This window comes from Pseudomonas palleroniana (assembly GCF_003031675.1).
Classification (GTDB): Bacteria; Pseudomonadota; Gammaproteobacteria; order Pseudomonadales; family Pseudomonadaceae; genus Aquipseudomonas; species Aquipseudomonas palleroniana.
The window spans coordinates 52,166-64,657 of sequence record NZ_PYWX01000050.1 but is presented as its reverse complement, the minus strand read 5'-3'; the positions used below and the strand labels follow the sequence as shown (position 1 = coordinate 64,657).

Genomic DNA, 12,492 nt, shown 5'->3' with positions numbered 1-12,492 from the left:
GCGGGAGCCTAGCAGACAGGCGAGGGCTTGGGGTAGCCGATGGTTTTCTGATGAAAGGGCGGCTTGCGCCACCGGCACCGCTTGCGCGATTAAAAAGGTCTGGTACAATCCGCGGCCTAATTACGTGCGGTATTCGACAATAGTTGTCGAGTGGCGGCACGCTAGCCCGAGGAAGTGCCATGAAAGCCGATATCCATCCAGCTTACGAAACCATCGAAGTTACCTGCAGCTGCGGCAACAAGTTCGAAACCCGTTCGAACCTGTGCAAGCCACTGGGTACTGACGTATGCAACGAGTGCCACCCGTTCTACACCGGTAAGCAGAAGACTCTGGACACCGGCGGCCGTGTACAGCGCTTCGCAGATCGCTTTGGTGCTTTCGGTGCCAAAAAGGCCTAAGGCCGATCAACTTGGGAAGCCGTTACGGTTTTTCCATGCTGATGAAAAAGGCGTCCCTTGTGGGCGCCTTTTTTGTGCCCGGGATTTGGCTTTCGGCCGCGCAGGCCGAGGCCCACTGCCCGGCGCCGACGTCGCTGGCCCAAGTCGAAGTGCAGCGCGTGGTGGATGGCGATACGGTGCACCTCAAGGATGGTCGCCGTGTACGCATGATCGGCCTCAATACGCCGGAGACCGGCAAGCGAGGCCGCACCGACGAACCTCTTGCCGTCGCCGCGCGCCAGCGCTTGCAGGCATTGGTGACGGCCAGTGGCGGGCGAGTCGGTCTGGTGGCGGGGCGCGATAGCAAAGACCGTTATGGGCGGGCCCTGGCTCACCTCTATGGTGCCGACGGTGAGAACCTGGAGGCGCAGTTACTGGCCGAGGGGCTTGGGTTTCAAGTCGGTGTGGCGCCCAACACCGATCTGGTCGCTTGCCAGCAAGCCGCCGAAGACGCCGCCCGACGGGCGCGGCTGGGCCTATGGCGGCAATCACCCGTGCAATCGGTAACGCAACTCAGGCGATCCGGCTTTGCCCTGGTCAGCGGCCGGGTGAGCAAGATTGAGCGCAATCGCGGCGGAATCTGGATTGAATTACAGGGTGCACTGGTATTACGCATTGCACCTGATCAAGCCCATCAGTTCGATAGTGCCCTGCTCAATGGTCTGCAAGGCCGGAGCATCGAGGCGCGGGGTTGGGTGCAGGATCGCTCCAGGCGCGGTGCAGTGAAAGGCAGCCAGGCGCGCTGGCTTCTACCCTTGACTGACCCCAGCATGTTCAAATTGGCATCTTGAGAAAAAATTGTAGACATTTTTAATGTCAATTGTGAACAGTTAAGCCCTTGTATCCCGTGGCTCTTGGCCGAAAGTCGTAGCGTACGGCCCTTGACACCTGTGACTGCCCAGTCTTGTAGGGGCTTTACGACACGAGTATCCTCGGCGGTCCGTCGACCAACAGTAAAAGCGGAATGCCGATATGTCTGATTTGAAAACTGCCGCTCTCGAATATCATGCCCATCCTCGTCCAGGAAAGCTGAGTGTAGAGCTCACCAAAGCCACTGCCACCGCCCGCGACCTTTCGCTGGCCTACAGCCCAGGTGTTGCCGAGCCCGTACGTGAAATCGCCCGCGATCCCGAACTGGCGTACAAGTACACCGGCAAAGGCAACCTGGTTGCAGTGATTTCCGATGGCACCGCGATTCTTGGCCTGGGTAACCTCGGCCCATTGGCTTCCAAGCCAGTCATGGAAGGTAAGGGCGTGCTGTTCAAGCGCTTCGCCGGCATCGACGTTTTCGACATCGAAGTCGATTCCGAAAGCCCACAGGCTTTCATCGACACCGTTAAGCGCATTTCCATCACGTTCGGTGGCATCAACCTGGAAGACATCAAGGCACCTGAGTGCTTTGAGATCGAAAAGGCCCTGATCGAGCAATGTGACATCCCGGTATTCCACGATGACCAGCACGGCACCGCGATCGTTACCGCGGCCGGCATGATCAACGCCCTGGAAATCGCCGGCAAGACCCTGGCTGATGCCAAGATCGTTTGCCTGGGCGCCGGCGCTGCGGCCATCTCCTGCATGAAGTTGCTGGTGAGCATGGGCGCCAAGCTGGAAAACATCTTCATGGTCGACAGCAAGGGCGTGGTTCAGTCCGAGCGTACCGACCTGAACCAGTACAAGGCGATGTTTGCCCACGCTACCGACAAACGTACCCTGGCTGACGCCCTGAACGGTGCAGACGTGTTCGTTGGCCTGTCCGGCCCGAACCTGCTGAGCGCCGAAGGCCTGAAGTCCATGGCGGCCAACCCGATCGTGTTCGCCTGCTCCAACCCGGACCCGGAAATCTCCCCGGAACTGGCGCACGCCACCCGTAACGACGTGATCATGGCTACCGGTCGTTCGGACTACCCGAACCAGGTCAACAACGTACTGGGTTTCCCGTTCATCTTCCGTGGTGCCCTGGACGTTCGCGCCAAGCGCATCAACGAAGAGATGAAAGTGGCTGCTGCCAACGCCCTGCGTGAACTGGCCAAGCTGCCGGTACCTCAGGAAGTGTGTGACGCCTACGGCGGCATCAAGTTGGAATTCGGCCGTGAGTACATCATTCCCAAGCCAATGGATAAGCGCCTGATCACCCTGATCTCCGATGCCGTGGCCAAGGCCGCCATCGAGACTGGCGTGGCAACCCTGCCGTATCCGAAGCACTACCCGCTCAAAAGCGTGGATGATGTGTTCAACGGCTAAGCCGTTGTAGCGCACGAACAAAAAGCCCCGGCTCTCGCGAGTCGGGGCTTTTTTGTGGCTCAAAGGTGGAGGTGTAAGTCGCCGTTTGTAGGAACGAGCTTGCTCGCGAAAAACGTCAACGATTGCGCGTGTTGCCTGAATAAACGCGGCGTCTATGAGTTTTTCGCGAGCAAGCTCGCTCCTACAGAGTCTTTATGGCCAGCCCCTCATGGGTCAGAACAGATCGATCGGCGCGCCTTCATCCGCCGGCAGTGGGCTGCCTGGGGCGACGCCATTACCCAGCTCGTTGACCGACGGCGGCGTGTCTTCGCTCTTGAACAGTTCGAAGTACGCATTCGGCGTGCTAGGCGAGGCCGCACGGCCGCTGATCGGATCGATCCGCAGGCTGAGGATGCCTTCCGGTTCGGCTTGAGTGTGCAACGGCTTGTCCTTCAAGGCGGCGCCCATGTAGCTCATCCAGATCGGCAGCGCCACGGTACCGCCGAACTCACGGCGGCCCAGGCTTTCCGGCTGGTCATAGCCCGTCCACACGGTGGTCACGTAATCAGCGTTGTAGCCTGAGAACCAGGCGTCCTTGGATTCGTTGGTGGTACCGGTCTTGCCCGCAAGATCCGCACGGCCCAAGGCCAGCGCACGACGGCCGGTGCCCTTCTTGATCACGTCCTCAAGGATGCTGTTGAGGATGTAGGTGGTGCGGCCATCCACCACGCGCGGCGCAACGGCAGGTGCCTGAGGTTCGGCCGGTGCCGCAGTGCTGGCGACGGGCGCAGCACCTGGGGTTGGCTCGATGGTGATACCGCCATTGCCGGGGGCCGCGATGCCGTCCGGGGCAGCCACGCCATTGACGACATCACCCGGCACGCGTGGTGGGTTGGCAGTGAAAAGGGTGTCGCCATTGCGGCTTTCGACCTTGTCGATCAGGTACGGCGTGATCTTGTAGCCACCGTTGGCAAAGGTGCTCCAGCCGGTGGCGATCTCCATTGGCGTGAGCGTGGCGGTGCCCAGGGCCAGGGACAGGTTAGGTGGCAGGTCCGATTTGTTGAAGCCAAAGCGCGTGATGTAGTCGATCGTCTTGCCGACGCCCATTGCCTGCAGCAGGCGGATCGACACCAGGTTACGCGACTTGTACAACGCCTCGCGCACGCGGATCGGGCCGAGGAAGGTATTGGTGTCGTTCTTCGGGCGCCAGACCTTGTCCAGGTACTCGTCGACGAACACGATCGGTGCATCGTTGACCAGGCTGGCGGCGGTGTAGCCGTTGTCCAGCGCGGCGCTGTAGATAAATGGCTTGAAGCTCGAACCTGGCTGGCGCTTGGCCTGAGTGGCACGGTTGTAGTTGCTCTGCTCGAAGGCAAAGCCGCCGACCAGGGCGCGGATTGCACCGTTCTGCGGGTCCAGGGACACCAGCGCGCCTTGCGCCACCGGCACCTGGCTGAACTTGAGGCTGTCATCCTTCTGGCGTAGCACGCGGATCAAGTCACCCACCTGAGCCACGTCCGACGGTTGCTTGGGCATCGGGCCCATGCTGTTGGTGTTCAGGAACGGGCGCGCCCACTTCATGCTGTCCCACGCCACATGTGCTTCGCCGGTGCGCGTCAGGACTTGCACGCCATCTTTCTTCACCTGAGTGACGATGGCCGGCTCCAGGCCGCTGATCGTGCGTTGCTTGCCCAATTCTGCGGTCCAGGCACTCAGGGTCTTGCCGGGCAGGCGCGACTCGGGGCCACGGTAGCCGTGACGTTGATCGTAGGTGATCAGGCCCTCATGTACCGACTGGTTGGCGATTTCCTGCAGGTTGCTCGGCACGGTCGTGGTGACGCGGAAACCTTCGGTATACGCGTCGCTGCCATAACGGCCGACCATTTCGGCACGGGCCATTTCGGCGATGTACGGAGCGTTCACTTCCGGCGTCGGCACGTGGTAACTGGCGTTCAGCGGCTCGGCCACGGCACTTTCGTAAGCGGCCTGGTCGATCTTGCCCAGCTTGTACATGCGGCCCAGGATCCAGTCGCGACGCTCTTTGCTGCGCGCCGGGTTGGCCAGAGGGTTGAAGCGCGACGGGGCCTTCGGCAGGCCGGCAATCATGGCCATCTGCGCCAGGCTGGCGTCACGAATCGACTTGCCGTAGTAGACCTGGGAAGCCGCCTCGATCCCGTAGGCACGGTTGCCCAGGTAGATCTTGTTGACGTACAGCTCGAGGATCTCGTCCTTGGTCAACTGACGTTCGATTTGCAGGGCCAGCAGGATCTCGGTGGCCTTGCGCGAAAAACTGCGCTCGCTGGTAAGGAAGAAGTTCTTCGCCACCTGCATGGTGATGGTGCTGCCACCGGATTGAATGTGTCCGCTTTTGACCAGCTGTGTGGCCGCACGTACCAAGCTGCTGGGGTCGACACCGTAGTGGTTGGCGAAATTATCGTCTTCCGCCGACAGCAGCGCGCTGATGAAATTGGGTGGAATGTCGGCGAAACGGATGGGGGTGCGGCGCATTTCGCCGAACTCCGCGATCAGTTTTTCATCGCTGCTGTAGACCCGCAAAGGAATCTGCAACTGGATACTTCTGAGCGCCTCTACGGAGGGCAAACCCGGACTAAGGTAGAGGTAGGCACCGCTGAGTACGAGCAGCAGCCCGCAGACGATCGCGACAATGGAGTACCCGAAAAACTTCAGCAGACGAATCAAGGCTTTTGGATTTCCAGAGAAAAGAATGGGTTACGCGTCGGGGCATGCATGGCAAACGATGGATCGACCCGAGCTGCAGATAAAAAGCGGGAAAAAACGCTGGGCATTAAAGCATTTTCGGCTTGGGGCGTCATTCGCGCCACTCAAACAAGTCGACCGAATGCATGAACGCCGGCGGTAACCAGAGGGTATGACTGCCGGTATGACCGGCAAAGTTTTGGGGAGTTTTATGAAAAAGGGATTTTTCAGGCGAAAAGTCGACACCGTCCTCGGCGTCGATATTCATGACAGCGGCATCAAGCTGGTCGAGCTGGGCCGTTCAAGCGCCGGCTATACCGTCGAGGGCTACGCCACGCAGGCACTGCCGGCGCATGCGGTGGTCGACGGCACATTGCTTGACCTTGAGGGTATAGGGCAGGCGCTGCGCCAGGCTCTGGTGCGGTTGCGGACATCGGTGCGCCAGGCTGCGGTCGCCGTGGTTGGACCTTCGGTGATCACGCGGGTGATCGAAATGGACGCGGGGCTCAGTGATGAGGAGATGGTCTGGATGATCCAGATGGAGGCCGACCAATACATTCCTTACCCATTGGACGACGTGGCTATCGACTTTCAGGTGCGTGGCCCTTCGGCGCAAGACCCGCACAGGGTCGAGGTGTTGTTGGCGGCCTGTCTCAAGGAACAGGTCAAGGCGCGCGAGGAGGTCCTGGCCCTTGCCGGGCTTGTGCCGCGGGTGGTGGATATCGAGGGATTTGCATTGGAGCGTGCGAGCCGTCAGGATTTCGCCAGCTTCATGCCGGGTCATCGAGTCGATGGTGCACAATGGGCCGTGGATGCCCAGGCGCTGGGAGTGGCTTGCGGATTGGCCCTGAGGAGTTTCGCTGAATGACACGAATCAATCTTTTGCCTTGGCGCCAGGCGCTGGCACAGCGGCGGCGCAAGTATTTGCTGATGCTGCTGTTGGCGTTCGCCTGTGTGGCATTCGCTGCGGTGTGGTTGGCCGATCAGGTGATCGACCGGGCGATAGACCGGCAAGTGACGCGCAATCAACATTTGGGCAGGGAAATCGCCGCTCAGGACGCGCGTATCAAGACCATCGACGAGTTGCAGGAGCGAAGCCAGCAATTGGCGGAACGCATGAAGGTTGTGCAGGATCTGCATGACGCTCGATCTTCCAGTGCCCAGCTGTTTGACCAGTTGGCCCGTGCAGTGCCGGATGGCGTCCGGCTGCATGAAGTGCTGGCGAACGGCGATACCATCAGCGTCAGCGGCAGCGCAGAAACCAGTGAAGACATCGCCCAGTTGATGCGTCGCCTGGAAGCCTCCCAGGGTACTCATGCCACGCGGCTCCAGCGGGTACGTGCGGATGCCGGGAGCGGCGACAATGAGTTCCAATTGATGGTGCGTCAGGGGGAAACCACCGAGGCGCAACCATGAGCCTGCCCAGGCTCGACTTTTACGCACTCACTCACAACGTTGCAACATGGCCCTGGCCTGGCAAAGCCCTGCTCGCCTGCGCATTGGCTGGCCTGCTGCTGGTGGTGGGAGACGCCTGGCTCCTGAGCCCCTCGCGGGAGCGATTGCGCGTACTTGAAACGCGGGAAACGGCGCTGCAACAACAGCTGGCGCAACGGGCGGACCTGGCTGCGGGCCTGGAGGTACGTGCCCAACAATTCAGCGCGATGGAGCACAAGGCAGCGGCGGTACTGGGGGCGATTCCCGGCCAGCCCGAGGTGCCTGGCTTGCTTGAAGACATCACTCGCCTGGCGGCGAGTAATGGCTTGGTGGTGGAGGGCATCACGGTCCTGGATGAGCAACCGCGCGCGTTTCTCATTGAACAACCCGTGCAGATCGGCGCCAGTGGGGCTTACCACGACCTGGCGATGTTCGTGGCGGCCTTGGGTGGGCTGTCGAGGATCGTGACTGTGCATGATGTAGCGCTTCGCCCGGATGGCGCCTTGCTGCATCTCGAGCTGCTGGCCAGAGCCTATCGCGGCGAATCGCTCGGCAAGCTGTCGCTCGATTCTGAGGCGCGCCTTGCCTACGACTCATCAGCCCGGCGCGATCCGTTCCTGCCTCCCGCCTCGCAGAACGATTGGATCTCCGGTCAGCCGGCGCTCGCGCCGGATCCCGCTCGTAGCAGGGGGAAGCTGGAAGGGTTGGCCACCGATCAGTTCGAAATGGTCGGCACGCTGTCCCGTGGCGGACAGGTCTTTGCCTTGCTACGGGCCGCGTCAGAGGTCTATCGACTGGCGGTGGGCGACTACCTGGGGCAGAACCATGGCCGGGTCAGGGCTATTCATGAGGGGCACATCGAACTTGTCGAGCTATTTCCCGATGGACACGGCGCATGGCTGGAGCGTCCAAAAACCTTGAAGCTGAACGTCAACTCATAACGGAATCAATCAATGAAAAGGACTTTCTTGTCCTTCGGTGTGGCGCTATGGATAGCGTTCACGACACCGATGGCTGCTGCTGTGCCCAATCGCCTGGACTTGATCCAGCTGCCCCCTCCCGGGGAGATCGCTTCGGATGCGTATTCCGGCGAAAAACTGAACCTCAATTTCCAGAACATCGAACTGCGCGCAGTGCTGCAACAAATTGCCGACATTGCCGGCCTCAATCTTGTGGCCAGCGACGAAGTGCAAGGCTCGATCACCTTGCGGCTCAAGGACGTGCCCTGGGATCAGGCACTCGACCTGGTATTGCACAGCAAAGGCTTGGATAAACGGCTGAAGGCCGGCGTATTGCTGGTCGCTCCTGCCGATGAGTTGGCTGCTCGCGAGCTGCTGACGCTGGAGTCGCGCAGGCAGATGGCTGAACTGGCACCGTTGCGTCGAGAGTTGTTGCAGGTCAACTACGCCAAGGCGGCAGACCTGGCCAAGCTGTTCCAATCCGTCAACGGGCTCGAAGGCACTACCGATGAGCGTGGTTCGGTTGCGGTGGATGACCGCACCAACAACATCATTGCCTACCAGACCGGGGAGCGGCTGGAGGAGTTGCGGCGCATTGTGGCGCAACTCGATGTTCCGGTGCGGCAGGTCATGATCGAGGCGCGGATCGTCGAGGCCAATGTCGATTATGACAAAAGCCTGGGCGCGCGTTGGGGCGGTGGGCTCAGCCGGGGGAACTGGGGCGCCGGCGGTATTCGCAAACCGCTGCCTGAAGGTACCGAGCCGCCGCAAGAGCCACCCACGTCGCCCTTTGTCGACCTGGGCTCGCTGACGGGGACGTCAGGCTTGGGTATCGCTTACATCACCGACAACCTGTTGCTGGATCTTGAGCTGACGGCCATGGAGAAAACCGGCAACGGTGAAATCGTCTCTCAGCCCAAAGTGGTGACCGCCGACAAGGAAACTGCGCGCATCCTCAAAGGCACCGAGATTCCCTATCAGGAATCCAGCTCCAGCGGCGCCACCTCGGTGTCGTTCAAGGAGGCTTCGTTGTCCCTGGAAGTGACCCCGCAAATCACTCCGGATGACCGGGTCATCATGGAGGTCAAGGTCACCAAGGATGAGCCGGACTATCTGAACAAACTCAACGATGTGCCGCCTATCAAGAAAAACGAGGTCAATGCCAAGGTGTTGGTCAAGGATGGCGAGACCATCGTGATTGGCGGGGTTTTCTCCAATACCCAAAGCAAAGTGGTAGATAAAGTGCCATTTTTGGGCGATGTGCCGTATCTTGGCCGCCTTTTCCGGCGCGATGTGCTGGCGGAGAAAAAATCCGAGCTGCTGGTATTCCTGACTCCGCGTATTATGAATAACCAGGCGATTGCTGTGAGTCGTTGATTCTGTGCGAAATTTGATTCTTGTAGGACCGATGGGGGCTGGAAAAAGCACCATCGGCCGTTTGCTGGCCAAAGAGCTGCGCCTGCCATTCAAAGATTCCGACAAGGAAATTGAATTGCGCACGGGTGCCAATATCCCATGGATCTTCGATAAGGAAGGCGAGCTGGGCTTTCGCGACCGCGAGCAGGCGATGATTGCCGAACTGTGCGGCTGCGACGGCGTAGTATTGGCCACCGGTGGTGGCGCCGTGATGCGCGATGAAAACCGCCGTGCGCTGCATGCCGGTGGCCGGGTGGTCTACCTGCATGCCTCGGTGGAGCAGCAAGTAGGCCGCACCGCTCGCGACCGCAATCGCCCGTTGCTGCGCACAGCCGACCCGGCAAAGACCCTGCGGGATTTGCTGGCGTTGCGCGATCCGCTGTATCGGGAAATCGCCGATCTGGTGGTGGAAACCGATGAACGGCCGCCCCGGATGGTGGTGCTCGACATTCTTGAGCGCTTGCAACGGCTGCCACCCCGTTAAAGCCAGGCCCGAAATGCGCTATTCTCGGCGGCGCGTCATTCCCTTCCAAGGTGTGGCGTAGAGCCATCAGTCGACGTCGGATCTTGACATCAGCGGACGTCAATACATCTTCAACGCGGGGACACATGCAGACACTTAAGGTCGATCTAGGCGAGCGCAGCTACCCGATCCATATTGGCGAAGGTCTGTTGGACCAGCCGGAGTTGCTCGCACCGCATATTGCCGGGCGGCAAGTGGCGATCATCTCCAATGAAACGGTCGCGCCGTTGTATCTTGAGCGTCTGAGCCGCAGCCTGGCGGCGTACTCGGTGATCTCCGTGATTTTGCCTGACGGCGAAGCCCACAAGAACTGGGAAACCCTGCAGTTGATCTTCGATGGCCTGCTCACTGCACGCCATGATCGGCGCACCACTGTTATCGCCCTGGGTGGCGGCGTCATCGGCGACATGGCCGGCTTTGCAGCTGCCTGCTACCAGCGTGGCGTGGATTTTATCCAGGTGCCGACCACCTTGCTGTCCCAGGTCGATTCGTCGGTAGGTGGCAAGACCGGCATCAATCATCCGCTGGGCAAGAACATGGTCGGCGCGTTCTACCAGCCGAATGCCGTGCTGATCGACACGGCGACGCTGAACACCTTGCCGCCGCGAGAGCTGTCGGCCGGCCTGGCGGAGGTCATCAAATACGGGCTGATCTGCGATGAACCGTTCCTCACCTGGCTGGAAGAACACGTCGATGCCTTGCGCAATCTTGACCAGGTGGCATTGACCGAAGCGATATCCCGCTCCTGCGCCGCCAAGGCGCTGGTGGTCAATGCCGATGAGCGCGAGTCCGGTGTACGTGCCACGTTGAACCTGGGCCACACCTTCGGCCATGCGATCGAGACACACATGGGCTATGGTGTGTGGTTGCATGGGGAAGCCGTAGCGGCTGGCACAGTGATGGCGTTGGAAATGTCGCAACGCCTGGGCTGGATCAGTGCCCAGGAGCGTGATCGTGGCATCCGCCTGTTCCAGCGTGCGGGTTTGCCGGTCATCCCGCCTGAGGAGATGACCGAGGCGGACTTCCTCGAACATATGGCGATAGACAAGAAAGTGATCGACGGTCGACTGCGACTGGTATTGCTGCGCCACATGGGCGAAGCGGTGGTGACCGACGATTATCCGAAAGAGATTTTACAGGCCACGCTGGGAGCGGATTACCGCGCCCTGGCCCAGCTGAAAGGTTAATAAGATCCCGATGACTAGTTTGCATGCCGACGAGGCGTTCCTCGGCCATTACCATCTAAGCCATGACCCTTTTGCTCCGCGGGTGCCTGGTTTCAAATTCTTCCCGGCGCAGCGCAAGCCGGTGCTTGGTCAGTTGCATCACCTGGCGCGCTACAGCCAGCTGTTGCTGGTAGTGACGGGCCCGTTGGGCAGCGGCAAGACCTTGCTGCGCCAGGCGCTGGTAGCCAGCACCAACAAGCAGACGGTGCAGAGCGTGGTGGTGTCGGCCCGTGGAGCCGGTGATGCGGCGGGCGTGCTGCGCCAGGTGGCCCAGGCGCTGGACGTGCCTACCGCCGAGCCGAACGCGATCCTCAAGCAGGTGGTGCAACTGGGCCTGACCGGTCAGGAAGTCTACCTGTTGGTGGATGACGCCGAGCAGCTCGACGAGTCCGCCCTGGAAGCGCTGCTGGCGCTGGCCGCGGGGACACCCGAAGGTCGTCCCCATGTGTTCCTGTTTGGTGAGTCGTCGTTGATCGCCGATCTGGAGCAGATCAGTGGCGATCAGGAACTGTTCCACGTCATCGAATTGCAGCCCTACGAGGAAGAGGAAACCCGCGAATACCTGGCTCAACGTCTCGAAGGCGCCGGGGCCGGTATCGAACTTTTCTCCGCTCAACAGATCTCTGATATTCACGAAAGCTCCGACGGCTGGCCAGGCACCATCAACCAGGTCGCCCGGGATGCCATGATCGAAGCCATGATTGCCAGCCGCTCTGCGGTTAAGCGTCCAAAGATGGGGTTCACTATGCCTAAGAAGCACGTATTGGCTATTTCCGCCGTTGTGGTGGTCGCCGTAGCCGCCGCCTGGTTGATTCCAGGCCGTAGCAAGGCCCCCGCCACTGCCGGCGCGCCAACTGAGCAGGCGCAACTGCCACTGGGCAAGCCCACGCCAAACGTCGAGTTCGCCAACTCTGGCCAACCGACCAATCTGCCGATGGTTGGCCAGCCAGTGATGCGCGGGCCACTTGCCGAAGAGGCCGGTGGTATCTCCGAAGGCGACGACGGCGTGCCGGTGGAAGGTTCCAGCGCCACACCTCCGACCGTGACCACCACTGCACCGCCGGCGGGCGTGCCAGCGGGCCAGCCGGCTGCGGTTGCCAAGCCGACACCGACCCCGGCTCCGACCGTGGCCACGGCCAAACCAGCCCCCGTGGCCAAGCCTGTAGCACCCGCTCCGGCTGCCAAGCCTGCGCCAGTGGCCAAGCCGGTCGAGAAGCCTGCCGCCACCGTTGCCAAGGCAGCCCCGGCCGCAGCCGGCAGCAGTTGGTACACCAGCCAGCCTGCTGGCCACTTCGTGGTACAGATTCTGGGCACCAGTTCCGAAGCCAACGCCCAGGCGTTCGTGAAGGAGCAGGGCGGCGAGTACCGTTATTTCAAGAAAGTGCTCAACGGCAAGCCTCTCTATGTGATCACCTACGGCAGCTTCCCAAGCCGCGCCGCAGCTGATTCTGCTATCAAAGCCTTGCCAGCGAAGGTTCAGGCTGGTAAACCTTGGCCTCGCACTGTTGCCAGCGTCCAACAGGAACTGGCGGCAACTCGCTGAAGATCCGGTGGCCTTA

The 12,492-nt window shown here is 60.8% G+C and carries 10 protein-coding genes and 1 pseudogene; 10 read left to right on the top strand and 1 reads right to left on the bottom strand.

Going from position 1 to position 12,492, the window contains the following annotated elements:
- The first annotated feature begins 179 nt into the window (after positions 1 to 179).
- The 3 genes from rpmE (at position 180) to C9383_RS17025 (ending at position 2,678) form a co-directional block, all read left to right on the top strand.
- Positions 180 to 398: a 50S ribosomal protein L31 gene (gene rpmE / locus C9383_RS17035; protein WP_010213765.1), complete on the top strand. Its 219-nt coding sequence runs from the start codon at positions 180 to 182 to the stop codon at positions 396 to 398.
- Positions 399 to 433: 35 nt separating this feature from the next.
- Positions 434 to 1,228 carry a thermonuclease family protein gene (locus C9383_RS17030; RefSeq protein WP_090367277.1) on the top strand — a complete coding sequence of 265 codons (795 nt, stop codon included), beginning with the start codon at positions 434 to 436 and terminating at the stop codon, positions 1,226 to 1,228.
- 181 nt (positions 1,229 to 1,409) lie between these two features.
- Positions 1,410 to 2,678, top strand: coding sequence for a malic enzyme-like NAD(P)-binding protein (locus C9383_RS17025; protein ID WP_060755208.1), 1,269 nt, complete (start codon positions 1,410 to 1,412; stop codon positions 2,676 to 2,678).
- A 213-nt stretch (positions 2,679 to 2,891) separates the two neighbouring features.
- Here the strand turns inward: C9383_RS17025 and C9383_RS17020 are convergent, their stop codons facing one another.
- A complete protein-coding gene (locus tag C9383_RS17020) occupies positions 2,892 to 5,354 on the bottom strand; it encodes a penicillin-binding protein 1A (RefSeq protein WP_413037841.1) in 2,463 nt (820 codons plus the stop codon).
- 232 nt (positions 5,355 to 5,586) lie between these two features.
- On the opposite strand from C9383_RS17020, the gene pilM reads away from it, so the two are divergent.
- The 7 genes and pseudogenes from pilM to C9383_RS16985 all read left to right on the top strand — a co-directional run bounded on the left by pilM (position 5,587) and on the right by C9383_RS16985 (position 12,476).
- The gene (pilM, locus tag C9383_RS17015; RefSeq protein WP_090372261.1) at positions 5,587 to 6,243 is read left to right on the top strand and encodes a type IV pilus assembly protein PilM; all 657 of its coding nucleotides are present in this window, start codon (positions 5,587 to 5,589) and stop codon (positions 6,241 to 6,243) included.
- Positions 6,240 to 6,791 (top strand): PilN domain-containing protein, encoded by a 552-nt coding sequence (locus tag C9383_RS17010; RefSeq protein WP_090367273.1) that lies wholly within the window; start codon positions 6,240 to 6,242, stop codon positions 6,789 to 6,791. The genes pilM and C9383_RS17010 overlap by 4 nt, the downstream gene beginning before the upstream one ends.
- Complete coding sequence (locus tag C9383_RS17005) at positions 6,788 to 7,750, top strand: pilus assembly protein PilP (RefSeq protein ID WP_090367272.1); 963 nt, start codon at positions 6,788 to 6,790, stop codon at positions 7,748 to 7,750. The genes C9383_RS17010 and C9383_RS17005 overlap by 4 nt, the downstream gene beginning before the upstream one ends.
- A gap of 138 nt (positions 7,751 to 7,888) precedes the next feature.
- Positions 7,889 to 9,145, top strand: a pseudogene (locus tag C9383_RS17000) (type IV pilus secretin PilQ); the annotation flags it as partial.
- A 4-nt stretch (positions 9,146 to 9,149) separates the two neighbouring features.
- Entirely contained in the window at positions 9,150 to 9,668 is a 519-nt protein-coding gene (aroK, locus tag C9383_RS16995; protein ID WP_003187914.1) for a shikimate kinase AroK, read from the top strand.
- Between the two features lie 125 nt (positions 9,669 to 9,793).
- On the top strand, positions 9,794 to 10,894 hold the full coding sequence (gene aroB, locus C9383_RS16990) for a 3-dehydroquinate synthase (RefSeq protein ID WP_060755203.1): 1,101 nt from the start codon (positions 9,794 to 9,796) through the stop codon (positions 10,892 to 10,894).
- Between the two features lie 10 nt (positions 10,895 to 10,904).
- Complete coding sequence (locus tag C9383_RS16985; protein WP_090367268.1) at positions 10,905 to 12,476, top strand: SPOR domain-containing protein; 1,572 nt, start codon at positions 10,905 to 10,907, stop codon at positions 12,474 to 12,476.
- Positions 12,477 to 12,492 lie beyond the last annotated feature (16 nt).

What these genes read in the sequence shown, in the direction of transcription:
- rpmE (WP_010213765.1), top strand. Translation starts at nt 180, where the DNA reads ATGAAAGCCGATATCCATCCAGCTTACGAAACCATCGAAGTTACCTGC.
- C9383_RS17030 (WP_090367277.1), top strand. Translation starts at nt 434, where the DNA reads ATGCTGATGAAAAAGGCGTCCCTTGTGGGCGCCTTTTTTGTGCCCGGG.
- C9383_RS17025 (WP_060755208.1), top strand. Translation starts at nt 1,410, where the DNA reads ATGTCTGATTTGAAAACTGCCGCTCTCGAATATCATGCCCATCCTCGT.
- pilM (WP_090372261.1), top strand. Translation starts at nt 5,587, where the DNA reads ATGAAAAAGGGATTTTTCAGGCGAAAAGTCGACACCGTCCTCGGCGTC.
- C9383_RS17010 (WP_090367273.1), top strand. Translation starts at nt 6,240, where the DNA reads ATGACACGAATCAATCTTTTGCCTTGGCGCCAGGCGCTGGCACAGCGG.
- C9383_RS17005 (WP_090367272.1), top strand. Translation starts at nt 6,788, where the DNA reads ATGAGCCTGCCCAGGCTCGACTTTTACGCACTCACTCACAACGTTGCA.
- aroB (WP_060755203.1), top strand. Translation starts at nt 9,794, where the DNA reads ATGCAGACACTTAAGGTCGATCTAGGCGAGCGCAGCTACCCGATCCAT.
- C9383_RS16985 (WP_090367268.1), top strand. Translation starts at nt 10,905, where the DNA reads ATGACTAGTTTGCATGCCGACGAGGCGTTCCTCGGCCATTACCATCTA.